Raw genomic sequence first — 24351 nt, forward strand, 5'->3', positions numbered from 1 at the left:
TCTGAGTGGGGGCCGACACTGCGACTGGGGAAGAACGCAGACGCTGGGGCCACGCGAGTGGGGATTCGCAGGCACACGGGACCGCGGTTGGGGAGCCGCGGTCCCGCCCCGGTCAGCTCGCCGGGTCATCGACGGCAGTGAGCCGATAACCGACTCCGCGCACCGTCTCGATGTAACGGGGCCTGGTCGAGCTGTCGCCGAGCTTGCGTCGCAGGTTCGCGATGTGCGTCTCTATCGCCCGCTTGTCCGGTTCGCTGACGTACTCCTTCGAGCCTTCCGGCGCTCCGCGCAGACCGCGCGCCAGGTCGGCCTTGCTGCGCACCTTGAGCTTCGCGTCGAGGATGGCGGCGAGCAGGTCGAACTCGGTCGGTGTGAGGTCGATCCGCTTCTGGCCGACCAGCACCAGACGCGTGTCCAGGTCGAGGCTGAGGTCGCGATGCACCCGCCCCCGCCAGGTGAGCACGGTCGTGCTGTCCGCCGCAGGCTCGCTCTCGACCGCAGGGCGCGCCGGGGTCGGCGGCCGTTGCTCGCCGATTCGAGGCCTCCGGAGCAGCGCCTCGATGCGCGCCCGCAGTTCGCGCGGCCGGAACGGTTTGACGAGGTACTCGTCCGCCCCGGAGGACAGGCCGAGGACCACATCCGACTCGTCGGAGAGCGCGGAGAGCATGATGATGAACGTGTCGCTGACCCGCCGGATGCGTCGGGCGACCTCGAACCCGTCGATGCCAGGCAGGTTGATGTCGAGCGTCGTGATGACGGGGCGGTGCTGCTCGATCGCCGCGAGGCCCTCCGGTCCGGAGCCGGCGAGGAAGGTCTCGAACCCCGCGGCGAGGAACACCTCGTCGAGGAGCGACCGTACGCCCGGGTCGTCCTCGATGATCACGGCCACGAGCGCCTCGTGCACAGCCGCGGTCACGGTGACCCCTCGCGGACGATCGTCACGATGCGCGGCGCGTCGGCATCGAGCTCCGAGGGGTCGAGGTCGTCCGCGCCGACCGGACGCTCGAGCTCGATGTCCCACCACGCATCTGCCAGTTCCTCCGCCATGCCGCGTCCCCACTCGATCACGACCACCGATCCGTCGAGGTCGAGGTCGAGGTCGTCGAGTTCCGCCGCAGAGCCGAGGCGATACGCGTCGACGTGCACGAGCGGCGCCCTGCCGACGAGGGAGGGGTGGGTGCGTGCGATCACGAAGGTCGGGCTCTGCACGGGTCCGCGCACCCCGAGACCTTCGGCGAGGCCCCGGGTGAACGTGGTCTTCCCCGCGCCGAGGGGCCCCGTGAGAATGAGGAGGTCTCCCGCCTCCAGCTGCTCGCCGATGCGGAGACCGAGCTGCTCCATGGCATCGGAGGTCGCGATCTCGCGGCGCCCGAGGAAGGCCGGGTCGATGCTCATGCCGACCGCCGGGGCACGCGCGGTCCGATGCGCGTGACGATCTCGTAGTTGATGGTCTCCGCTGCGTCCGCCCAGTCCGCAGCCGAGGGGACGCCCAGGGTGGGGTCGCCGAACAGCACGACCTCGTCGCCGACCGAGACCGGGGTGTCGCCGACGTCGACGACGAACTGGTCCATCGCGATCCGCCCGACGTTCACGAACCGGCGTCCCGCGATCGAGACCGGAAGGCGGCCGGAGGCGTTCCGCGGCACCCCGTCGGCGTACCCGAGCGGGACGAGGACGAGTGTGGTGTCACGGTCCGTGCGATGAGCGTAGCCGTAGGACACCCCTGTTCCCGCGGGCACTCGACGCACGGCGGCGATCGCGCCGCGGAGAGTCATCGCCGGACGCAGCCCGAGTTCGGCGGAGCTCCGGTCGTCGAACGGCGAGAGCCCGAAGAGCCCGACGCCGATCCGGACCGCGTCCAGTCGCGTCTCAGGGAGATCGATCGCTGCGGCGGTCGCTGCGATGTGGCGGATCTCGGGGCGGATGCCGAAGGATGCGGCCGCAGCGACACCCTCGTCGAACTTCGCCAAGGCCGCCCTGTCGTCCTCCGCGGAGGTGTTCGAGAGGTGACTGAACAGCCCCACGATGCGCAGCCGTCCGACGCGTTCGAGGCGTGCCGCTTCGGCCAGCACCCGCCCCCAGTCGGCCGGAGCGACGCCGTTGCGCGAGAGACCGGTCTCGAACTTCAGGTGCACGCCGACGGGACTGTCGACCGAGGCGACGGCAGCAGCGGCTTCGAGCTGGTCGAACGACGAGATCCCGACCTCGACGCCCTGCGCGGCGGCGTGCTCGAACCTCTCTCCCGGCGCGTGCAGCCACGCCATGATCGGCGCATGCACGCCCTGTCTGCGCAGCTCGAGGGCCTCGGCGATCTCGGCGACCCCGAGCCGCGTCGCGCCGGCGGAGAGCGCGGCGACCGCGGCCGCAGCGGCACCGTGACCGTAGGCGTTCGCCTTGACGACCGCGATCACCTCGACACCGGTGAGCCGGCGGAAGTGCCGCACGTTGTCGGCGATGGCGTCGAGCTCGATGGTCGCTTCGCGGAACGGGGCGTTCACAGGGGAGCTCCTTCGGCGACGACGAACGCGGCGGCGAGACCCGCGTCATGGGTGAGAGTCAGATGCAGGGTGACGATCCCCCGCTCCTCGACGACCGCGGCCGTCGATCCGCTGAGGACGAAATGCGGACGCCCGGAGGCCTCGGATGCGATCTCGATCTCGATCCAGTGCACGCCGTCCGAGCCGCCGAGCGCCTTGATCAGCGCTTCCTTGGCCGCGTACCGGGCCGCGAGGGAAGGAAGACGCAGCGTACGTTCGGACGGGGCGAACAGCCGTTCCAGAAGGCGCGGGGTCTTGGCCATCGTCCGTTCGAACCGTGGGATGTCCACGAGGTCGATGCCGGTACCGATGATCACCCGTTCAGCCTACTGTCCCCGGCGGGCCGCCCTCGAGAAGACCAGCGCCCCGTCCCTGCGTCTCGCCGCGGACGGCGTGCAGGGACGGGGCGGCTCGGCGACGGGTTACTCGACCGTGACGGACTTGGCGAGGTTGCGCGGCTGGTCCACATCGAGCCCCTTCGCCGTGGCGAGTGCCATGGCGAAGATCTGCAATGGCACGACGGCGAGCAGCGGCTCGAACATCGCACCGGCGAGCGGGATGTGGATGACCTCGTCCGCGAACGGCAGCACCGCGGCGTCGCCCTCTTCGGCGACCACGATCACGCGGGCGCCGCGGGCGCGGATCTCCTGGATGTTCGAGACGACCTTCGAGTGCACGAGGGCCGAGTGACGGGGTGACGGCACCAGCACGAACACGGGCTGCCCCGGCTCGATCAGCGCGATCGGTCCGTGCTTGAGCTCGCCGGCGGCGAAGCCCTCGGCGTGGATGTAGGAGATCTCCTTGAGCTTGAGCGCGCCCTCGAGCGCGATCGGATAGCCCACGTGACGACCGAGGAACAGCACCGAGCGGGTGTCGGCCATCCAGCCGGCCAGCTGCGTGACGTGCTCCTGCTCGCTCTCGAGGACCTTCGCGATCTTCTCCGGCAGTGCCGCCAGTTCGGCGACGTCGACGGACGCATCGGCCACCGTGCCGCGCACTCGGCCCATGTGCAGGCCGAGCAGCAGCAGGGCGGTGATCTGGGCCGAGAAGGCCTTGGTCGATGCCACGGCGACCTCGGGTCCGGCGTGGGTGTAGACCACCGCGTCGGACTCGCGCGGAATCGTCGCACCCTGCGTGTTGCACACCGACAGCGTGCGTGCACCGCGCTCGCGCGCGTACTTCACGGCCATCAGCGTGTCCATGGTCTCGCCCGACTGGCTGATCGACACGACGAGCGTGTCGGCGCCGATCACCGGGTCGCGGTAGCGGAACTCGTGCGCGAGCTCGACGTCGACCGCGACGCGTGCCCACTGCTCGATCGCGTACTTGCCCACGAGCGCGGCGTACGACGCCGTGCCGCAGGCCGTGATGATGACGCGGTTGATACCGACGAAGAGCTCGTCGAGTCCATCGAGCTCGGGGATGACGACCTGACCGTCCTGGATGCGGCCGCGGATCGTGTTCGCGACGGCCTCCGGCTGCTCCGCGACCTCCTTGGCCATGAAGCTCGACCATCCGCCCTTCTCGGCGGCGGCCGCGTCCCACGACACGTCGAACGGCTCCGGCTCGACGGGCGTCCCGGCGAAGTCCGTGACGCTGACGGCGTCCGGGGTGATCGAGACGATCTGGTCCTGGCCGATGGCGAGCGCCTTGCGCGTGTGCTCGATGAAGGCGGCGACGTCGGAGCCGAGGAAGTTCTCGCCCTCGCCCAGACCGATCACGAGCGGCGAGTTGCGGCGGGCGCCGACCACGAGGCCAGGGTGGTCCTGGTGCATCGCGAGCAGGGTGAACGCGCCCTCGAGGCGGTTCACGACGCTGCGGAACGCCAGTTGGAGGTCGCCTCCGTTGCCCGCGTACTCGCGTCCGAGAAGAGCAGCAGCGACCTCGGTGTCGGTCTCGCTGCGGAACACGACGCCGTCCGCGAGGAGCTCCTCGCGCAACGCGGAGAAGTTCTCGATGATGCCGTTGTGGATCAGGGCGAGCTTGTCGTCGTCGGCGAGGTGCGGGTGCGCATTGCCGTCGGTCGGGCCGCCGTGCGTCGCCCACCGGGTGTGCCCGATGCCGGTCGAGCCGTCGGGCAGCGGCGCGTCGGCGAGGGAGTCGCGCAGCACGGCGAGCTTGCCCGCCTTCTTGCGCATGCCGAGCGAGCCGTCGCCGTCGATCACGGCGACCCCTGCGGAGTCATAGCCGCGGTACTCGAGACGGGCGAGGCCGGCGAGAAGGATGTCCTGGCTGGGCCGCGGGCCCACGTATCCGACGATTCCACACATGCGATCAAGAGTAAGGCGGGTTTTTTGCGAGTCGTCCGAACAATATTCGGCACTCACGCGCCGGTCAGAGCTTGCGCAGCAGGACGCTCTCGACGTCGTGATCCGCGCCCTTGCGCAGCACGAGCCGCGCGCGATGCCGGGTCGGCATCACGTTCTCGACGAGGTTCGGCATGTTGATCTCGTTCCAGTAGCCGAGCGCGGTGGTGATGGCCTCGTCGTCGGTGAGATGGGCGAACACGTTGAAGTACGAGGACGGATTGCTGAACGCGGCCTGGCGGAGGGCGAGGAACCGGTCGACGTACCACTTCTCGATGTGCGAGGTCTCTGCGTCGACGAAGATCGAGAAGTCGAACAGGTCGCTCACCGCGACGTCGTTCGGCGCAGGAGGAGGCTGCAGCACGTTGAGCCCCTCGACGATGACGACGTCGGGGCGCCGCACCACGACGTTCGCATCGGGCACGATGTCGTAGCGCATGTGCGAGTAGAAGGGCGCGCGCACCTCGGTCGCACCGCTCTTGACCTCGGTGAGGAACTCGATCAGCGCGCGCCGGTCGTACGACTCGGGGAAGCCCTTGCGGTCCATGATCCCGCGGCGCTCGAGTTCGGCGTTCGGGTAGAGGAAGCCGTCGGTGGTGACCAGTTCGACTCGGGGCGTCCCCGGCCAGCGGCTCATCAGCTCACGCAGCAGTCGCGCGATCGTCGACTTGCCGACTGCGACCGAGCCGGCCACCCCGACCACGAACGGCGTGGTCGTGTCGTCTTCCTGCAGGAACTCCGACGTCGCGGCGCCGAGGCGCTTCGTCGCGGTGGCGTAGAGGCTGAGCAGCCGGCTCAGCGGCAGATACACCTCTCTCACCTCGGTGAGGGAGAGCCGGTCGCCGATGCCGCGGAGCTCGACGACCTCGGTCTCGGTGAGCGGCTGATCGAGCCCGGCTGCGAGACGCGCCCACTCGGCACGACCGATCTCCCGGTAGGGCGACAGCGGCAGCGTGGGGTCGGCGGTGGTCACGGAGTACATCGTAACCGTGGCGCGAGTAGTCTCTTCCCGTGCGCCTGGGAGTCCTCGACATCGGATCCAACACCGTCCACATGCTGGCGGCCGACGTGCGCCCCGGTGGCCGTCCGCTCGCGACGACGAGCGACAGGACGGTGCTGCGCCTCATGCGCTACCTCACACCGGATGGCGCGATCTCCGAGGAGGGCGTGATCGCCCTCGAGGCCGCAGTCGCCCAGGCGCGGCACGTCGCAGAGGTCGAGCGTGTCGACGCGCTCCTCGCCACCGCGACGAGTGCGGTGCGTGACGCGCGCAACGGCGCCGACGTGATCGCCCGCATCGAGGCGGCGCTCGGGCAACCGCTGCAGGTGCTCGACGGCGAGACCGAGGCCGAGCTGACCTTCCTCGCCGTACGACGCTGGTTCGGCTGGTCGGCCGGCCAGCTGCTTCTCCTCGACATCGGCGGCGGCTCGCTCGAGATCGCGGCGGGGGCGGAGGAGATGCCCGACGCCGCGGCATCCGTTCCCCTCGGCGCAGGGCGTATGACGGTGCAGTTCCTGCCGAACGATCCGCCGGGTGAGGGCGATGTCGAGAGGCTGCGCGCACACGCCGAGTCGACTCTCGCCGCCGTGCTGCCGCGATTCGTCGCTCTCCCCCGTCCGGATCACGTCGTCGGTTCGTCCAAAGCGATCCGGTCACTCGCACGACTGGTCGGCTACCCCGTGCCCGGCTGGTCGGGAAGCGAGCGGATGCTGCTGCCTCGTGCGTCACTCGGCTCATGGATCCCGCGGCTCGCCCGACTGCCTGCGTCCGCACGGCAGGAGCTGCCGGGGATCACCCCCGACCGCACCTTCCAGATCGTGGCGGCGGCGGTATCGCTGCACACGGCGATGACCGCGCTCGACGTGGACGAACTCGAGGTGTCGCCGTGGGCTCTGCGCGAGGGAGTGCTCCTGCGGTACATCGAGCAGCTCAGCTGGAGCGACGGCCGAAGCTGAGAACCGCGCCGAGGCGCCCCCGTTACCATGGCGGACATGCCATCAGCGACCACCGCTCCTGTCCGCACCGGGGCCGTGTCCGCCCGGGTGGCGCTCGTCGTCTACCTGCTCTTCGTCGGGTTCACGGTCTGGCTGCCGGCGAACGTCTCGGCGAAGGTCACCGGACTCGTCGGCTTCCTCGCCCACTGGTCCGCCGACATGGGCATCGCCTCCTACGCCCGGAGCGCCGTCGTCCTGGAGTTCCTGGCGAACGTCGCGCTCTTCGTGCCCGTCGGGTTGCTGCTCCCCCTCGCGTGGTCGCGTCTGCGGCTGTGGCATGTCGTGCTGATCGGCGCACTCATGAGCGGGCTGATCGAATCGGTGCAGGGCCTCATGCCCTCGCGGTTCCCCACGATCTCCGACGTGATCGCGAACAGCCTCGGCACCCTGGTCGGCGGCATGATCGCGGTGCTGGTCATCCAGTTGCTGCCGGGACGGGCTCCACGGAGGCCTAGGCTGGTCGCGTGACACCGCAGCATGAGGACGGACCGCCGACCGGGATGAGCCGCCGGGAATGGCGGGAGATGCAGGAAGCCGCTGCTGCTGCAGAACCTTCCCCTCCCCCTGCCCCCCAGTCGGCTCCGCCCTCGGAAGCGGCTTCGCTCGCCGCTCTGCTGGGTGCGCCCGACGCGCGTGATGCCGCGGCGCCGCTGACGATCCTCACCGTGTGCACGGGCAACATCTGCCGGTCACCGCTCGCGGAGGTGCTGCTGCGCGCCGAGCTCGAACCGCTCGGTGTGCGGGTCCACAGCGCGGGCACTCACGCCCTGGTCGGCCACGGCATGCCGGAGCCCGCCCTCGAACTCGCGGCGAGGGAAGGGGTCGACCCTGAAGTGGCGGCCGCCCACCAGGCGCGCTACCTGGTCGAGCCTCTCCTCGAAGATGCGGACCTGATCCTCACGATGGCGCGCGAGCATCGCTCTCACGTGGTGAAGATGATGCCGAGTCGACTCCGCCGCACCTTCACGGTCCGTGAGTTCGCGCGTCTCGCCTCCACGCTCAGCAGCGCGGATGCGCGCGCGGCCGCCGACGCCGCGGGTGCTTCCCCTCGCGAGCGCCTCGCCGCCGTCCTGCGCGCAGTCAACGACCAGCGCGGGCTCACACCGTCATCCGGCGACGACGACGACGTGATCGACCCGTATCGTCGATCCCGGGAGACCTACGCGCGTTCGGCGGCGGAACTGACCCCGGCGCTGGTCGAGGTCGAGCGCCTCGTGCGCGACGCGCTCATGTGAGCCGTGTCCACCTCCGGCGCACGGGCGTTCACCGTATGCTCATTCTGATGTCTGCGTCCCGAGCTCCACACGGGATGTGCGAGGAGATGAAGAGTTGGAACTGAGAGACTACGCGCGCATCCTGCGCGCCCACTGGATCGTCATCGTCGTCGCCACCCTGGTGGGCGCGGCGGCGGCGTTCGGCTGGAGCGCGCTGCAGCCGCGCGTGTACTCCGCCGATACGACCGGCATCGTGACGGCGGTGGGCGGCGACGGCACGAGCGGTTCCGCCCTCGTGGGCAACCAGCTCGCCCAGAGCAGGGTCAAGTCGTACCTCAATCTCGGTTCCTGGCGCGCCGTGGCCGAGCACGCGATGGACGAGCTGGACATCGAGACCTCTCCCGATGTGCTCGTCAATCGCGTCACGGTGACCAATCCGGTCGACACCACCGCGCTCAAGGTCACGGCCACCGGGCCCACCCCCGAGTCGGCGCAGGCACTCGCACAGGCCTGGCTCGACGGCATGGCGATCGAGATCGAGAAGCTCGAGGGCGGCACGGCTGAGGCACCCGCGGCGATCTCCCTCATCGTCGGCGACTCGGCCCGACTGCCCAGCAGCCCCTCGTCGCCGAACACGCGTCTGAACGTGATCATCGGCGCCCTGGCCGGCCTCGCACTCGGACTCGTGTACGCGTTCGTGCGGCACACGGTCGACCGTCGTGTGCGTCATCCGCGTGACATCGAGCGCGAGACCGGGGTCTCGGTCATCGGCACGCTGCCGCTCGAGAAGTCGATGTCGGATGAGCGCCAGGTGATCGACTTCTCGCTGGAGTCGCAGCACGGCGTCTCGCATCACACGATCGAGTCGATGCGAGAGCTGCGCACGAACCTCCAGTTCATCGATGTCGACAATCCGCCACGGGTGATCGTCGTCACCAGCTCGGTGCCGGGAGACGGCAAGTCGACGGTGTCGGTCAATCTCGCCTCGAGCCTGGCCGCTGCCGGCCAGTGGGCCATCCTGATCGACTGCGACCTCCGGCGCCCCGTGATCGCCGACATCTTCGGGATGTCGCGCGATGTCGGACTCACCGACGTGCTCGCCGGCCGCGCAGAGCTGCAGGACGTGGCGCACCGCCCGTCCCGAGACGTCCCGCTCGCGGTCGTCGGCGCCGGACGCATCCCGCCGAACCCCAGTGAACTGCTCGGTTCGCAGCGCATGCGCGACTTCCTGGCCGAGATCAGCAAGTCGGCGATCGTCATCCTGGACTCCCCGCCCGTGCTGCCGGTGACCGACGCCGCGGTGCTGGCCGCGGGTGCAGACGGCGTGCTCATCGTCGTCTCCTCGGGGAAGACGACGTTCGACATGCTGCAGCGTGCCATCGATTCGATCACCCGCACGACCGGCCGTGTCCTCGGCGTCGTGCTGAACCGCGTGCCCCGCAAGGGTGCGGAATCGGCGTACTACGGCCGCGAGTACTACGGCGCCTACGAGCGCTACGCGCAGACGGACGACGACGCCGAATCGACCGAGGCCGAGCACGCTCCCGGCGTGCGCAGGCGAGGTTCCGCTCAGGTCTGAGGCTCGGCTGCCCGCAGCAGGTCGTCCGCGACCAGCTGCGCGACGGCTGCGCTCACGAGCGTCGTGGGTTCCGCTCCGTCCGGTCGGCCGTGCGCGGCGATGACCTCGTCGGTGATCTCGTCGATCGTGCGCCCCGGTGCCGCCGCCCAGACGGAGGGGCCGATGCCGTCGAGGACGTGGAGTCGGCTCCCCGCGGCGGAGCGACGCAGCACCGCGAGCCGCCCGTCTTCGAGGTCCAGCGCATCGACCACCGGAGTGCGCTGGTATCCCCCGGTCGCCGCCGGCACGACAGTCTCGTCCGGCCCTTCCGCCGCTGAGGCCGCTTGTGCGCGCGGCCGCGCGACATCGCCCGGCTTCGCAGTGGCAAGGATCGCGTCGATCGTCGGGTCGAGCGTCTCGACCTCGCGGTAGCTCACGCGCACGGCGCCACCGGTCGAGTCCAAGAGATGCCGGACCAGGTGCAGAGGCGCCGGCGCATCGCTGAGGTAGCTCGTCTGCGGGGCCAGCAGCTCCAGCGCCGTCGCGACGTCGAGCAGCTCGACCTCAGGCACCTCCGGCCCGTCGGGGCGGCGGTCGAGGACGACGATCCTGGCGACCCGCAGTGGCGCGGGCAGCGGATGGCTCGTGTGGATGGCCGAGGGGGCGACCTGCAGCTTGTGCGGTGAGCCCGGCTGGATGACGGAGAGAGGCTTCCGGTAGGCGATGACGTCTCCGTGCGCCGAGATCGCGACGGTCTCATCGCTGACGTAGGCGAACCGGCGTGAGAGATGCCGTGCGGCCGTGGTCTTTCCGGTGCCGGAGGCCGCGCTCAACACGACGACGTTCCCCTCGCGGTCGGCGAGGCCGGCGGCGTGCAGCATCCACAGGTCTGCTCCGCGGCGCGCGGCGAGCGCCGCGAGCGTCACGTCGGTGGAGAGCATCGCGAGCGCCGCGTCGTCATCCAACTCGGACCGATCGGCCACCACGGCCTCGGGCTCCCCCTCCGACGAGGTTACGGCGTCGGCCCAGGCCGCCCGCGCCCGATCGAGGAACGCTTCTCCGCGCGCGGCGATCTCGATGTCGATGACGACGCCGATCGCGGCGACTCGGAGGCGATCGGACATGCCTGCAAGCCTATCCAGCATTCGCGCGGAGGCGATCCGCCCAGCTCGCACGTCAGATCTCGCGATACATCACGCCGAAAGCACAATGCGCGCAGAAAGAACGCGCACAGCGCGCTTTTCGCGCATTCCCCGCATGCACCGCTCATCGCGCGCCTAGCTTGACTCGCACGGGGAGGCTCCTGGGGGATGCAGACGATTCGTGTCGCCTCACCGGTAACGCACGAAGCATCATCTGCATCAATGAGGAGCACGCAGTATGACCGAACACAGTCAGCACAGCACAGGATTTTCGCGCCGCACGATCATGAAGGGCGCCGCCTGGTCCGTGCCGGTCGTGGCGGCCGTCGTGGCGACCCCGCTCGCTGCGGCGAGCATCACTCCGACGTCGGTCGCGTGGACGGGAACCAGCACGTCGCTGGCGGCGCTCCAGCTCCTCGACGGCGGCGGCACCCTCACGGCCCAGGCCCTCGTCACCCTGCCGACGGAGTTCTCCATCAGGAACGGCAGCGGTGCCCGCAGGGCCGAGATCGCCACCATCAGCGTCACCGTCGGTCGTCCCGCAGGGATCAACATCCCCGTCGGACGCGCTCGCGGTTTCGGGGTGCAGTCCGTGAACGGCGTCACCACCACAGCCGGAGAGCGGACCGCGGCGTACCAGACGGCGCCGATCGTCGGCCAGTTCGGGTTCCCCTTGACGACCTGGACGGGCACACGCACCATCACGATCGCAAGCGACGGAACGCTGGTGATGCCGATCGCGTTCGGCCTCGCTGGGGTCTCGACCGGAGTGGCCGTCTCGGCTCTCGCGAGCTTCCCGGTGACACTCAATGTCACCCTCGGCACCGACACCTACACCGCGGTGAGTTCCGTGACCGTGCCCGTCGGGGCCGGGATCCTCTGAGCCGACGGGCACGTTCCGCCAAGCCTGCTGAACATTTGTTCAATCATTCCCCGTTCCGGGGCCGCTGACCGATATCCTTTCGGGCAACGAGAGCGATCGGCGGCCGGGATGATCTCCCGGCCGTCGTCGTACTCTCGGAAGTCCGACCTCCGAAGGAGGCGTTTGTGAACACCAAGATCGCCCGCTCCATCGACGACCGCGAGCTCGCCATGCATGGCATCCGCCGCGTCGGAGACAGACCAGGTCTGCGCTCCCGCGTCCGCTCTTCCGGCGGTGTCCTGCTCCTCGGCATCAGCGGGGCGACCTCGGAGCTCACGATCGACACCGCCACGGTGTATCCCGAGCATTCGGTGTTCGCTTTCGTCGAGACGCAGGCGCTGTGGTCGCGGCTCGAGGGTGAGCCGTGGGTCGAGACGGAGGGCGGTCTCGTCATCGCTCCGCAGGGGATCACGCGGCGCCTGCGCTGGGCCGGCTCGTGGCGGGTCTCGGCCGCTCTCGTGCCCCGGTCCGCCATCGCCTCCTTCGTCCCGTCGCTGGCCCCTGACGCCAACGTCTACCCCGAGCGAAGGCTCCTCGACACGTCCATGCAGCAGTTCGTCACGGGGCTCCTCGACGCCGACGCCCAGGCATCCGCGATCGAGCAGTACGCGATCGAGCAGCTGGTGATGGAGATGAGCGGCGCGATGCTGCTCGACCGTGTCGGTGCGGTGACCGGGCAGGGCACCCCGCACGAGGTCCTCCGTGAACGTGCGATCGCCGTCATCGCCCAGCAGTGCGGAGACCCGGCGCTCAATCCCGCGCGCGTGGCTCGAGAGGTCCAGTCGTCGCTGCGTCAGCTGCAGCTGGTGTTCTCCGAGTCGGGGAACAGTGTCGCGGGCGAGATCCGTCGCCAGCGCGCCCGCCTCGCGCACTCCCTCCTGATGGATAGCCGCTACGACGTGCTGAGCATCGACCAGATCGCGCAGCGCGCCGGCTTCCACTCGCCGATGAGCCTGCGACGGGCTCTCGACGACGCCTACTCGTGCACTCCGCGCGCCCTTCGCGCCGCCCGCCGCGCCTGAGCGCGAGCCCTTCGGAAAACTCATTCCGCGCAGGTTGAGCGCACCCTGCGCGTAGTTCCTCGGAACGCCCTTCCGCACGGTTTCCGCCGCCCTAGCTTGAGGTCACGAAGAGGCTCCTGGGGGATGCAGACAACGTGTCGCCTCTTCGACGACACCGCGGGCAACCGCATCTGCATCTAACAGGGAGGGCACTCACGTGACCGAGGAAATCCAGAAGAACAAGGGCGTCTCGCGCCGCACGATCGTCAAGGGCGCGGCATGGTCGGTCCCCGTCATCGCCGCCGCGGTCGCCACGCCGCTCGCCGCCGCATCGGTGGTCGAGGTCGGCGCATTCTCGCTCGACGGCTCGTGCGGCACGTTGGGGCTCCTCGGCCCCGGCTTCACCCTCACTGCGGGACCCTCCACCCCGCTGCCCGTCGGCACGTCCATCACGATCACGGGCTCGGGCGTCGCCAACGTCGGCGTGTTCAGCGTGACCGGCGGCACCGCCACGGTCAACGTCCTCTCGGGCACCAGCCGTCAGATCACCCTGACCTCGGCGCTTCCTGCGGGCGCGACGATCGCGTTCCGCACCACGCTGTCGATCACCGTCGCCTTCACGCTGAACGCCGCTGCGACCCTGCCGGCCGGATACTCCGGGACCGGCGCCAAGTCCGCTGGCAGCGTGAGCTCGACGCTCGTCCTCTGCTCGGCCACCTGATCGCGCGGGACGCCTGAATCAGCGCCATACGGAGCGGCCGGATCCTTCAGGGTCCGGTCGCTCTGTCGATACAGGATAATGACCCCATGATCGCGTTCCTCCTCCCGCTAGCGGTCTTCCTCGCGGCCGTCTTCGCGGTGAGTGCCCTCGGCAAGCTGCGTTCCTCGGATCGGGGACGCACCGCGTTCGCGGCGCTGCGCATCCCGGTGCATCACGTGCAAGCCGCGGCGGTGGCGCTGATCACGCTCGAGGCGGTCGTGGCGGTCGGACTGCTCCTGACGACGGGATGGCTCTTCGTCGGTTTCACCGCTCTGGCACTCGTGCTCTCCGCGGGGATGCTGATCGCAGTGATCCGTGCCGACCGGCTCGGTGCTGACGACGACTGCGGGTGCTTCGGCGAATGGCTCCCCTCTGTCGTCGGCCCTCGGCTCATCGTGCGCAACGCAGTCCTCACCGTCATCGCCCTGTCGGCGCTCGCCGCTGCACTCGCCGCCCTCGGTTCGTCGCTTCCCGTCGGCATCCTGGCCGTCGCAGGCTCCGAGACGGCTGTGCCCGTCGCGATCGGCGCCGTCGGCTCGGGCCTGCTGATCGCCACCGGAGTCTGGTCCATCGTGCGGGCGTCGGGCATCGCGGCCGCCGAGACCGGTCAGATCCCCCGCGGAGCCGGTGCGGTGCTCCTCCCCGGCACGGCGGAGGTCGTCGATGTCCTCGCCCCCGGCGCGCGCGCACGACTTCTCCTGTTCGTGTCTCCGGGGTGCCACGCCTGCGCCACCGCCATCGCGTCGCTCGACGCGGCGGAAGAGCAGCTGGCACCGTTCGTGGACGTCTACGTCGTCCAGCGGCTCACGGCGGGCATGGTGGATACGGGCTCTTCGCACAGCATCCCGGCATCTGCCCGCTTCGCGCTGGACATCGGGGGGTCACTCGACAGCGCGCTCGAGGTCGGAGGGGTCGCCCCCGTCGGCGCTCTCATCGGCACGAACGGTTCTCAGGCCGGGCCGCTCGCGCGCGGCAGTGACGACGTCGCCGTGCTGATCGACAGCATCCGGGCACTCGCAGACGTGACTCCCGTGTGAGCCGCCGTCAGCGGCGACGGAGAAGCGGCTTGCGCCGGCCGGTGAGCCATCCCATCACCCATTCGACCGGGCCGGTGCCGACGAACCGCCACCAGAGCCAACCCACCAGGATCACGCCGGGAACGATCACGAGCCACCCGGGCCAGAAGTTCTCGACAGGGCGGCCGTAGGCGCGAGCATACAGCGCGATGATGCCGACGTGGAGCAGGTACAGCGACAGCGCCACCTGACCACACGCGATCAACGGGACGAAGACCGGCTGCCAGAACCGCTTCGCTCCTTCCCGACGCGCGGTCGCGGCGAGGACGACCACGACGTAGACCGCGAAGACGAGTCCGATGTCCTTGAGGGTGTCCAGGTAGTCGCCGGACTGGATTCCGCCACGGTCGAGGAAGGCGGCCGCACCCCACGCGAGATAAGACGCCACCGCGACGACGCCGATGACGCCCAGAAGGCGATCACGGCGGAGCCCATGACGGATCAGCAGACCGCCGAGGAGGAAGAAGGGCAGGAGATTGACGAGCCGGTAGTGCGGGCTCATCACCACCCAGTCGAGGACGTCGCGCAGTGGGCTCGGTGCGGCGTAGGCCCATTCCCATCCCCGGGCCAGACGCACGAGGGGATCGCTGATCACCAGGACGACCGCGGTGATCCCGATCACCCACGGGGTCCGGGCGAGGAGCAGGGGCACCCCGATGAGGAGGAGGATCCCGAGGTGGGCGAGCACGATTGCGACCCAGGACCCCCAGGTGGCCATCCACACTCCGAGCGCGATGAGGAAGATGCCACGGATCGCCTGCTGCAGCAGGGTCACCGGTATACGCGGACCGCGGTTCCAGACGATCTGCGCCGACATGCCCATCACGAGCGCGAAGAGCGGCGACGCCACTTCGCTGAACATCGCGATGACGAAGGAGACGGCACCGGAGCGCTCCGGAACCATCGGCCCGGCGTGGGCGATGAGCATCGCCACGATGGCCACGCCACGCAGGACATCGGGGACCACGAGCCTCTCGAGACGCGACGGCGACAGGACGGACTCGTCGGTGCGCGTCATGTGGACGTCGGCTTCTCGACCCATTCTTTGACACTATTGGGTGTGCCCCCGACTGCGCGACCAGAGAAAGTCACGATGACGATCACCGACGAACCTCGACGGCGCCGCAATCCTCTCCGAAGCGTCTGGACGAGTGTGGCGCTCGCGCTCACCCTCACGCTGCTGATCGTCGCCTTCGTCGGGCAGCCGTCGTCGAGTTCGATGTCGCCGACCCTGCAGCCCGGGGACCGGCTGATCGTCAATCGCCTGGCGTACGTCGCCGCCGACCCTACCCCGGGGGACATTGTCGTCTTCCGTCCGGACGACAACTGGGGGGATGAACCCGCCGCGCCGACGAACTGGCTGTCCGCTGCACTGCACTGGGCCGGAGAGACCACCGGCATCCGTCCGTACGTCCTCGTCAAGCGGGTGATCGCGGGCCCAGGGCAGACGGTCGAATGCTGTGATGCCGACGGCTCAGTTCTGGTCGACGGAGAGCCGATCGACGAGCCCTACGTGGTCGAGAACCTTCCCTATGCCGCCGGCGAGGTGGATTGCGAGACCGTGCCCGTGTCGTCACGCTGCTTCCCCGCGGTCACTGTTCCGGAGAACGCCTACCTCGTCCTCGGCGACAACCGGGCGAACTCCGCCGATTCCGTGTATCGCTGTCGCGGCGATGTGGCCGCAGGAGACGAGTGCTTTCGCTGGATGATGCGCGCCGACGCCTTCGGCAAGGCCGGGCCGATCCTGTGGCCGATCAGCCGGTGGGGCGGACCGTAGAGACCGACGCCCCGTTTCTCAGTCGGCGTTGCTCGTTCGCCGAGCCGTCGCGATGGACAGCAACGTGACCACGACGAACCCGGTCGCCAGATAACGCAGGTCGCGAGCATCGAGAATGAAGAAACTGCCGACCGCGCCGGCGACGATCAGCATCACCGCGTATGCCGCAGGGGCGATGCTGCCGCCACGAGCAGTCAGCCGGACCCCGAAGACGAGCAGAAGGATGATGAGCGCGAGAACGGCCCCAAGGTAGGGCAAGCCGCCGACGATCAACGGATGCAGCAGCATGTTGTGCGCATGGTTGATCGAGAATCCCGTGGACCGAGAGTTCGCCTCGAACCACTCTTCGCCGGCGCCGAAAGGGATGAAGTCCATCATCTTCTGATTCGCGAGCGCCCAGATCGCGCCGCGGCTGGTGAAGGCTCCTGCGTCGTTGACGACGTGGGGCAGGATCATCGTCGCGAGGAGGGCGATACCTCCCGCTACGCCGAGTATGCGTGCGCGAGACAGCGGTGCCCGGAACAAGAACATCAGGACGCCGATGAGCGCGAACACTCCGAGCGTGACGATGCTCGTCGTCGACCCGCCCATGAGGATCGGAGCGGCGATGAGCAGGATCGAGGCGAACCGAACGATCTTCCTCCGGATGAGAAGAGCGAACGGAAGCGAGAGGATCAGCACGGTTCCGAGATAGTTGCTGTTGTCGAACGGACCAGCGAGGACCCGCCCGCCGCCTTCGACGACGAACGCCGTCTCTGGCCGCCGCCATGCCATGAGGAGACTGACAGCACCGGTGAGCGCGCCGAGCCCGCCGACGATGCTGAGCACTCGCGTGTGGAGGCGGAGGGAGAACACGGCGAGCACCACGACGAGGGAGACGAACGCGATGAAGAGCTCATCGGCGCTGCCATCCTCGTGGAAGTAGCCGGAGAGGGCCGGATAGAACAGCGCGAGCGCGACGAGGGCGATCGTCCCGAAGGGGCGTCGGAGCAGCTGGGTGCCGTGCCGCAGGATGATGATGACCGACCACCCGAGCACCGCGTACACCAGGACATTCCGGAGCGCTTGCGTGGCCGGGGTGTAAGCGATCGTCTCATTCCATACACGACCCGATCCCGAGAGCAGCAGGACGGCGCTGGGGATGACGGACGCCGCCCAGAGGAGGACCGCCAGCGTGCGGAACGAGGCGACGCCGACGACGTTCTCCACAGGTTCCGAAGAGTCGACGAGGTCGACTCGCGGGGAGTTCTCCACCTCGCGGCTGGCTGCGCCTACACCTGTCACCTCGTCCAGACCTCCGTATGTCCCGTCATGGAATCTAGCATCCGTCATCCGATGACGTCAGCGAGAAGGCGGTCGGCAGCAGGCGCGAGGAGCTTGGAGAACGATGCCGTGAGGTGGTGGGCGTCGCGGTACACGAGCGTGTCGCCCTGGATCGTCCCGCAGACGTCGGCACCGCAGATGTAGTCGGTGAAGTCGACGTAGCCCGCACCGTCAGCGGCAGCCACTTCCTTCTCGATCGCTCGCGTCGGCGAGCCCATTGCCCGGTCCCGGGACAGGGCGCAGGCGGCGGTATCGTCGAGATGGGCGGACAGACAGACAGACGGCGTCTCGCCCAGGTTCGGAGTGTCGGCGATGACCGCGGTCGGCGCTTCGATCGCCTCCAGCGTGCGGCGGAGCGCCTCCCCCCAGGCGCCGCTCTCGTCGTCCTCGGCGTGGGATATCTCGTTGTAGCCGAAATTCGACAGCAGCACCAAGGCGGGCTGCTCATCGTTGAGGTGGGCGATCACGGCACTGCGCCACTCGTCGCATTCGGTGTACGGGACACCGTCACGGAGCATCGTCGCCGAAATCGACGCGCATGAGCTCTTGGTCCGGTTCTCCAGTGAGTAACCGTTCGCGACGGCGAACTCCTCGAGCGCGGGGAACCACTGCGCGGCATGCGAGTCTCCGAAGAGCACGATCCTGGGGTCAGCCGGGTCCCCGTAGACGCACGGCTCGAGTTCGGTGTCCGTGAAGGACAGGTGGCACCCGTCGTCATACGTGTCGGGCTGATCTCCCGACGCCGCACGCAGCGCAGGAACGAGGTTGTCCGGGACGAACGGTGTGAACTCGGGCTCGGGGCTGACCGACGCCGCATCGGCTGACCGGTCCGCATACAGTGGCCGGGAGTTCGAGTACAGCAGAGCCCCTGCGGCGAGGGCCACGCAGAGCACGGAGGCGGCGAGAGCCGCGAGCAACGATCTCCGAGGGCGCGCCTTCACCAACCAGGTCGTCGACCGACCCGTCTCTTCCACGTAGCGGAACAGGAGCCAGGCGAGGGGAATGCACACCCCGGACAAGGCGAGAGTCGCCCACAGCGGCAGCGGGTTCGCGTAGCCCGCGACGATCTGGGGCACCAGGAGCACTGGCCAGTGCACCAGATACAGGGAGTAGGAGATCTTGCCGATGAACTGCATGCCGCCGAGGGAGAGCACTGTCGTCGGTGCGAAACGCGAGCGTGAGGCGCCTGCGAGGATCACCAGCGCGGTTCCGACGACGGGCACGGCCGCCCAGTAACCCGGGAAGGCCGTCTGCGACGTGAACAGGAAGACCGGGCCGACCATCAACGCGACGCCGAACCAGCCCAGAACTCCGGCCAGGGATGCCGGGATCAGACGCGGCCGCCGCAACAGAAGAAAGGCGGCGATGCCTCCGATTCCCAGCTCCCATGCTCGTGTGGGGAGCAGGAAGAACGCCCACGGTTGGTTCCGGAACGTCAGCACGAGGCCCGCGGCGAACGAGAGCGCGACCAGGATCACGAGCGCGACGAAGAGCACGCGCCGAGAGCGGAGCCACCTCCATCCGAGCGCCAGGAGCAGAGGCCAGACGAGATAGAACTGTTCTTCGATCCCGAGGGACCAGTAGTGCTGGAACAGCGACGGCGTCGTCTCCGCGAGATAGTTCGTCCCCTCGACAGCGAACAACATGTTCGGTACGTAGAGCGCGGTGGCGACCGCGCCACGCCACACCTCGTTCATCAGGAGAGGGGGCACCCAGATCAGGGCCGCGAGCACGGTGGCGACGAGCACGACGAACGAGGCCGGGAGGATTCGACGCGCTCTTCGGGCGTAGAACGACGCGAAGCGCACCCGTCCGTCCTTGGCGAGCCCCTGGAGGAGGTGGGTCGTGATCAGGAATCCGGAGATCACGAAGAAGACATCGACGCCGACGTAGCCTCCTGGCATGAAAGGGAGTCCCGCGTGGTACAGCACGACGGCCAGCACGGCCACCGCACGCAGCCCCTGGATGTCAGGTCGGAAGTCTGAAGACTTTTCGCGTAGTGGTCCCCGTGCGCCCCGTAGGGACTTGCGCGATTCCATACGTCGACTGTATCCGCTGGCACGGCCCCCGAACGGACACCGCTCATATGACGCCTCCGCCGACACCTGGTGCTTCGGCGAGCGCGTCAGTCTCCCCGGAGCAGTCTCACGAAACCGTCGCGCAGACGCTTCACCCGCACGAGGAAGACGGCCTTCGGGGGGAGTTCCGATGCGGCACGGATTCGCCGTGACGCGTCGCGCTCGGGCCAGACCAGTCGCCGCACCACGCGCGCCCGCTGCCTCCAGGGAAGCAGCCGGACGGCAGCCAGTTGGCGCCGGGGCACTGAGACCACCGACCGCCACCCCCAGTCAGCTGGGATCGGAGTGCTGATCCCCGACGGATCGAAGTCGGGGAATCCTTCGCACAGGGCGTCCTTCAGAACGAATCCGGCCCCGAGCTGTTCGGTGACGTCGATGGTCGAGTCGCCGGCGCTGGTGAGCGCGCGGACGGCCGCGCTCCTTTGCTCCGGGGTGTGCCGTCTCCCCGCAACCGGACGCAATTCGTGGAGTGCATAGATGACCGCATGGATGTCCGGCGATGGGACGAGAACTCGCGTGCCTGCGAACGTGCGGGTGACCGTGTCGGCCAGCACGAGATCGAACGCCGCCGAATCGTCGATGGTAACGCCTGGGAAGCGCGTGTGGACGTCGATCTCGCATCCCCAGTCCCCCGGCATCAGGGTCTGAGAGTGCGCGATAGGGGTCCCGTCGAACGCGGTGCGCGCGGCTCGCCAGCCCCACCTCTCCATGGCTTCAGCCAGGATCGTCTCGTCACCCGGGCGCACCCAGCAATCGACGTCGCCCGAGTGTTCCTTGCTGCGCAGGCCCTGCCAGTGCAGCACCGGCCCCTTGATGAAGACGATGTCGATTCCCGCTTGCTCGGCCACGTTGCTCAGCAGCGCGTACACGAGCTCATGCTGGTACGACACGAGCCAGGGCGGACTCGCCTGACGGCTCGGCACGGTGGGCGATTCGGATCGCACGAGCAGACCCAGATCCTCCAACGTGTCCAGAGCGTCTCGTGTGGGTTCGTCGACGTCGGAGTCGTCGATTGCCGAATCGAGCGCTTCGCACCAGAGTGCTGCACCGTCACCCCACAGGATCTGAGGCGGCGAAGGACGGATCGGCGTGACGACGAATTCGTACCCCTCGGCTGCGAGGTCGTGGTCACGCACATCCAGCGCGCCGAAGCTCGCGGCCACCCAGTACGACATCTGCCCTCCGTGCGGAATGCTATCGCGAGACGGGGCGAACGGATTCACCGCTGAGCCTTGCCGTCAGTCGCAGCCCGGAGCCACGATGTCGACCGCGGTATCCCGCACCATCGGAGTGTGCTTCACCACGAGCGGACCGAACGACGCACTCCCGACTCCGTCGGAAGCCTTCATCACCACTTGCAGCGACGCGGACTCGCCCGGCGGGAGGACGACGTTCACGCGGATGGCGTCGCGCCCGAGGTGCGTCGTGTGTGCAAGCGCATCGCGTGCCGCTCCGTTCACCGTCCAGCTCTCGATGGTCGCACCCACCGGTGCGTAGACGATGTAGTCGGTGCCGATGTCGCCGGGGGTGAAGTAGGGTCCCGTGATATAGCGCGGAAGCTCGTTCGCGTCCTCGCGGGTGATCCCGTTGTGGAGGTTGACGGTCGTGGTCCAGCTCGGGGCGCCCGCCGCCGTGCACTGGTCCGTCTCGACCGCGATGTCCGCATCGACGTAGTAGTCCATCTTCGACCCCGTGGTGTCGTTGAAGTAGACGCCGATCGCCGTCTCGTCCTCATTGTCGACCGGCAGTACGCCGGCGACGGGTGATCCACCGATGACCTCCGTCACCGCGGGATCGGGGACCCAGACCTTCAATCGCCCTTCGACAGCCGACTTAGCGCCGGCGTCGATCAGCTTCACCGGCGATGCTCCCCCGGCCAGCAGCCCGTTGAACACCGAGACCGCGGCGCCGGCGAAGAAGATGTTGGAATCGCGGCCGTCCGGGTACTTGAAGTACGCCTCGTTCATGAGCAGCGCCGCGGCGTTCTCGCTGTTGAGAACGTCGCCGGTCTCGAGGGTGAGCGGACCCGTCGCTGCGAGGAAATAGCTCAAGGCGACCGGGTCGACCGAGATGACTCCATCGACCTGGTCATCGAATTCCGTCGCCCACCACCCCTGCATCAGAGACGCCGTCGTCGGGAAGTCGGGGGTGGACGTCATGTTCGCCGTCCAACGCCCCACGATGTCGGAATACAGGGCCGTCGTCTCGGCATCGAGCGGCACGACGGACTCCGGGATGGCGAACGGGAACTCGGTCGCGGCGACGTTGCGCTCGAATGATATGGCGCCGTTCTCCGCGCGCAGGAGCACGAACGATCCCGGGCTGCCGCCGCTGGCGCGCACCTCGGCGTTCCCCTGGAACATGACGAGGTAGTTCTTCGGGCCGTCCGCCCCCAGCAATCCGGGAAGGATGCCGAGGATGTCCGCGGCAGGGCCTGTGAGTTCCTGGACCTGGCCCACGGCCGTGTCGACCTGTTCGACACCGGCGCTGACCTGATCGATGAGGGCGCCGCGGTCGATCGAATCGAGTTGGGCATCGATGCCGTCGACCGCTCGTCCGATGTCGGCGACCGTCGACTGGATCGCGGCGAGCCCGGCGACGTCGATTCGGCCGCCTGCCGGAGCGAGTGAGGCGAGGCTCATGGTCGATGCGGGAAGGAGTATCTCCGTTCCGACTCTTTCCGCGACGTCCGCGACCGTATGTACGGCTCGAAGATTCTCGAAGACGGGTAGCGGCACCTGTTCGATCGTGGTCCACAGGCGGCCGTCGAGCGCCCCCCTGGCCGCAGACGCCTGATCGACGAAGGCACTGGCGGCAACGCCTGCAGCGTCGACGTCGCCGGCCAACATCGCCGACTTCACCTTGTCCACGTAGGGCATCGCTGCGGTCAGGTGCGTCCGAGCCGTCATCGCCTGGTCATACACGCGCTTCGCGATGAATGCGCCTCCGACTCCTATGGCGACGATGACCACCACGGCGCTCCAGATCCAGATCCACCGCCGCTTCCTGCGCTGGGGCGCTCGCTGGCGGCTGCTTCGCGGGGATGACGCGCTCGTCGCCGTTCCCGTCTCCGACCCCGGACCCCCGGACCGGCTGACCGCGGCGTCGTCACCGGTCGGCGTAGCGAAGAGAGCCTGCATGCTCTCGTCTGTCGTTCGCCGGGCACGGTCACGCCGGAGGGCAGGCGGCTGGTCGGGAGAGTCGCTCATGATCCGATTGAAGCACAGCGCGGCTGACGGTCGACTGCACGGTCCGGCGCTCATCGGGGCGTTCCCGCTCTGCGGGTTTCCGTGTTCGCTAGACTTCACACGGCTGCGCCTTGCCTATGTCCATGCGCCGCTACTCGCAGACGTCGCCGCGTCACGATCTCCATTTGTTCGAAGGGTCACATGTCCACGCCGCAGAAAGTCGTAGTAATCGGTCAGGGATACGTCGGGCTGCCCGTCGCTATGCGGGCGGTCGAGGCGGGGTTCACCGTTATCGGCCTGGACATCGACGAGCGTCGCGTGCGTGCGCTCGCTCAGGGCGAATCGTTCGTCGAGGACATCACAGGGGCCGAGCTGACGAACGCTTTGGAGTCCGGGCGCTACACGCCGACGACGAGTTACGACGACGCGAGTGGATTCGACATCGCCGTCATCAGCGTGCCGACGCCGCTGAGGGAGTCGCTTCCCGATCTGACCTTCATCGAGGAGGCGGGTCGTTCCCTCGCTGCCCACCTCCAGCCTGGCGCCACCGTGATCCTGGAATCGACGACTTACCCCGGGACGACGGAAGAGCTTCTCGTGCCGATCTTGGAATCGGGCAGCGGGCTTCGGGCTGGGAGCGACTTCTACGCGGGCTACTCTCCGGAACGTATCGACCCCGGCAACAAGAAGTGGAACCTCCGCACCACTCCGAAGGTCGTCTCCGGGATCGATCCGACCTCGCTCCAGCACGTCCAGGCCTTCTTCGATCGGATCGTCGATCAGACGGTGCCGGTTTCCGGCACTCGTGAGGCCGAACTCACGAAGCTCCTGGAGAACACCTTCCGCCATGTCAACATCGCACTGGTCAACGAACTCGCCGTCTTCGCGAACCAATTGGGCGTCAACGTGTGGGAGTCGATCGATGCGGCTGCGACGAAGCCGTTCGGCTTCATGAAGTTCACGCCGGGTCCGGGAGTCGGCGGCCACTGCCTGCCGGTGGATCCCAGCTATCTGTCGTGGCAGGTCCGCCGTGAACTGGGCAAGTCCTTCCGATTCGTCGAACTGGCCAACGACATCAACGAGCACATGCCGAGTTACGTCGTCGAGCGCACGATCGATCTGCTCAACACGCAAAAGAAGGCCGTCAACGGCTCGAAGATCGTGATCATCGGACTCTCGTACAAGAAGAACACCGGCGACGTCCGCGAAGCCCCATCGACGCGCATCATCGAGCTCCTGAACCAGCTCGGCGCCGAGGTGTCGGCTGCCGACCCGCACGTGTCGGAGCACCAGTGGCCGAAAGACGCGAAGAGAGTCGACCTGAACCGAGACGGGATCGACGCGTTCGATCTCGCCATCGTCGTCACCGACCACGACGATTTCGACGCCCGGATCATCACCGAGTCGAAGACACACGTTCTCGACACCCGCAATGTCCTGCGCGGTGAGCGCATCACTGCGCTCTGAACTGCAG

The 24351-nt window shown here is 68.3% G+C and carries 22 protein-coding genes; 10 read left to right on the forward strand and 12 right to left on the reverse strand.

What is annotated here, in order from left to right; all coding sequences use genetic code 11:
• Positions 1–112: 112 nt before the first annotated feature.
• The 6 genes from AB0E56_RS15940 to coaA all read right to left on the reverse strand — a co-directional run bounded on the left by AB0E56_RS15940 (position 113) and on the right by coaA (position 5825).
• On the reverse strand, positions 113–916 hold the full coding sequence (locus AB0E56_RS15940; RefSeq protein ID WP_359800596.1) for a response regulator transcription factor: 804 nt from the start codon (positions 914–916) through the stop codon (positions 113–115).
• Positions 913–1395 (reverse strand): tRNA (adenosine(37)-N6)-threonylcarbamoyltransferase complex ATPase subunit type 1 TsaE, encoded by a 483-nt coding sequence (gene tsaE / locus AB0E56_RS15945; RefSeq protein ID WP_359800599.1) that lies wholly within the window; start codon positions 1393–1395, stop codon positions 913–915. The genes AB0E56_RS15940 and tsaE overlap by 4 nt, the downstream gene beginning before the upstream one ends.
• Positions 1392–2498, reverse strand: coding sequence for an alanine racemase (gene alr, locus AB0E56_RS15950; RefSeq protein WP_359800600.1), 1107 nt, complete (start codon positions 2496–2498; stop codon positions 1392–1394). Before alr ends, tsaE begins: the two co-directional genes overlap by 4 nt.
• Entirely contained in the window at positions 2495–2854 is a 360-nt protein-coding gene (locus AB0E56_RS15955; RefSeq protein WP_359800601.1) for a holo-ACP synthase, read from the reverse strand. The genes alr and AB0E56_RS15955 overlap by 4 nt, the downstream gene beginning before the upstream one ends.
• Before the next feature lie 105 nt (positions 2855–2959).
• Positions 2960–4807, reverse strand: coding sequence for a glutamine--fructose-6-phosphate transaminase (isomerizing) (gene glmS, locus AB0E56_RS15960; RefSeq protein ID WP_359800604.1), 1848 nt, complete (start codon positions 4805–4807; stop codon positions 2960–2962).
• A 64-nt stretch (positions 4808–4871) separates the two neighbouring features.
• Positions 4872–5825 (reverse strand): type I pantothenate kinase, encoded by a 954-nt coding sequence (gene coaA, locus AB0E56_RS15965; protein WP_359800605.1) that lies wholly within the window; start codon positions 5823–5825, stop codon positions 4872–4874.
• Positions 5826–5854: 29 nt separating this feature from the next.
• Here coaA and AB0E56_RS15970 point away from each other — a divergent pair, with 29 nt between their 5' ends.
• The 4 genes from AB0E56_RS15970 to AB0E56_RS15985 all read left to right on the forward strand — a co-directional run bounded on the left by AB0E56_RS15970 (position 5855) and on the right by AB0E56_RS15985 (position 9631).
• Complete coding sequence (locus AB0E56_RS15970) at positions 5855–6799, forward strand: Ppx/GppA family phosphatase (protein WP_359800607.1); 945 nt, start codon at positions 5855–5857, stop codon at positions 6797–6799.
• A 36-nt stretch (positions 6800–6835) separates the two neighbouring features.
• Entirely contained in the window at positions 6836–7306 is a 471-nt protein-coding gene (locus AB0E56_RS15975) for a VanZ family protein (RefSeq protein ID WP_359800608.1), read from the forward strand.
• Positions 7303–8073 carry a low molecular weight phosphatase family protein gene (locus AB0E56_RS15980; RefSeq protein ID WP_359800610.1) on the forward strand — a complete coding sequence of 257 codons (771 nt, stop codon included), beginning with the start codon at positions 7303–7305 and terminating at the stop codon, positions 8071–8073. The genes AB0E56_RS15975 and AB0E56_RS15980 overlap by 4 nt, the downstream gene beginning before the upstream one ends.
• Positions 8074–8167: 94 nt before the next feature.
• Positions 8168–9631 (forward strand): polysaccharide biosynthesis tyrosine autokinase, encoded by a 1464-nt coding sequence (locus AB0E56_RS15985; RefSeq protein WP_359800612.1) that lies wholly within the window; start codon positions 8168–8170, stop codon positions 9629–9631.
• Here AB0E56_RS15985 and AB0E56_RS15990 read toward each other — a convergent pair.
• The gene (locus tag AB0E56_RS15990; RefSeq protein WP_359800613.1) at positions 9622–10734 is read right to left on the reverse strand and encodes a hypothetical protein; all 1113 of its coding nucleotides are present in this window, start codon (positions 10732–10734) and stop codon (positions 9622–9624) included. The genes AB0E56_RS15985 and AB0E56_RS15990 overlap by 10 nt on opposite strands.
• A gap of 256 nt (positions 10735–10990) precedes the next feature.
• Between AB0E56_RS15990 and AB0E56_RS15995 the strand changes: the two genes are divergently transcribed.
• The 4 genes from AB0E56_RS15995 (at position 10991) to AB0E56_RS16010 (ending at position 14472) form a co-directional block, all read left to right on the forward strand.
• Positions 10991–11635, forward strand: a complete 645-nt coding sequence (locus AB0E56_RS15995; protein WP_359800615.1) for a hypothetical protein — start codon at positions 10991–10993, stop codon at positions 11633–11635.
• 164 nt (positions 11636–11799) lie between these two features.
• Positions 11800–12696: a helix-turn-helix domain-containing protein gene (locus AB0E56_RS16000; protein WP_359800616.1), complete on the forward strand. Its 897-nt coding sequence runs from the start codon at positions 11800–11802 to the stop codon at positions 12694–12696.
• 196 nt (positions 12697–12892) lie between these two features.
• Positions 12893–13396: a hypothetical protein gene (locus AB0E56_RS16005; RefSeq protein WP_359800618.1), complete on the forward strand. Its 504-nt coding sequence runs from the start codon at positions 12893–12895 to the stop codon at positions 13394–13396.
• Between the two features lie 86 nt (positions 13397–13482).
• A complete protein-coding gene (locus AB0E56_RS16010; protein ID WP_359800619.1) occupies positions 13483–14472 on the forward strand; it encodes a MauE/DoxX family redox-associated membrane protein in 990 nt (329 codons plus the stop codon).
• Positions 14473–14479: 7 nt separating this feature from the next.
• Here the strand turns inward: AB0E56_RS16010 and AB0E56_RS16015 are convergent, their stop codons facing one another.
• Positions 14480–15553 (reverse strand): DUF418 domain-containing protein, encoded by a 1074-nt coding sequence (locus AB0E56_RS16015; RefSeq protein WP_359800621.1) that lies wholly within the window; start codon positions 15551–15553, stop codon positions 14480–14482.
• A gap of 51 nt (positions 15554–15604) precedes the next feature.
• Here AB0E56_RS16015 and lepB point away from each other — a divergent pair, with 51 nt between their 5' ends.
• On the forward strand, positions 15605–16288 hold the full coding sequence (gene lepB, locus AB0E56_RS16020; protein WP_359800623.1) for a signal peptidase I: 684 nt from the start codon (positions 15605–15607) through the stop codon (positions 16286–16288).
• Positions 16289–16306: 18 nt separating this feature from the next.
• On the opposite strand, the gene AB0E56_RS16025 is transcribed toward lepB, so the two are convergent.
• The 4 genes from AB0E56_RS16025 to AB0E56_RS16040 all read right to left on the reverse strand — a co-directional run bounded on the left by AB0E56_RS16025 (position 16307) and on the right by AB0E56_RS16040 (position 22898).
• Positions 16307–17542 carry a hypothetical protein gene (locus AB0E56_RS16025; RefSeq protein WP_359800625.1) on the reverse strand — a complete coding sequence of 412 codons (1236 nt, stop codon included), beginning with the start codon at positions 17540–17542 and terminating at the stop codon, positions 16307–16309.
• Between the two features lie 74 nt (positions 17543–17616).
• Entirely contained in the window at positions 17617–19650 is a 2034-nt protein-coding gene (locus AB0E56_RS16030; protein ID WP_359800626.1) for an acyltransferase family protein, read from the reverse strand.
• A gap of 86 nt (positions 19651–19736) precedes the next feature.
• Positions 19737–20864: a nucleotidyltransferase family protein gene (locus AB0E56_RS16035; protein ID WP_359800628.1), complete on the reverse strand. Its 1128-nt coding sequence runs from the start codon at positions 20862–20864 to the stop codon at positions 19737–19739.
• Positions 20865–20927: 63 nt separating this feature from the next.
• Positions 20928–22898 (reverse strand): DUF4012 domain-containing protein, encoded by a 1971-nt coding sequence (locus AB0E56_RS16040; protein WP_359800630.1) that lies wholly within the window; start codon positions 22896–22898, stop codon positions 20928–20930.
• Between the two features lie 180 nt (positions 22899–23078).
• On the opposite strand from AB0E56_RS16040, the gene AB0E56_RS16045 reads away from it, so the two are divergent.
• Positions 23079–24344 carry a nucleotide sugar dehydrogenase gene (locus AB0E56_RS16045; RefSeq protein WP_359800632.1) on the forward strand — a complete coding sequence of 422 codons (1266 nt, stop codon included), beginning with the start codon at positions 23079–23081 and terminating at the stop codon, positions 24342–24344.
• Positions 24345–24351 lie beyond the last annotated feature (7 nt).

The sequence above is a fragment of the Microbacterium sp. NPDC028030 genome (assembly GCF_040637855.1).
Classification (GTDB): Bacteria; Actinomycetota; Actinomycetes; order Actinomycetales; family Microbacteriaceae; genus Microbacterium.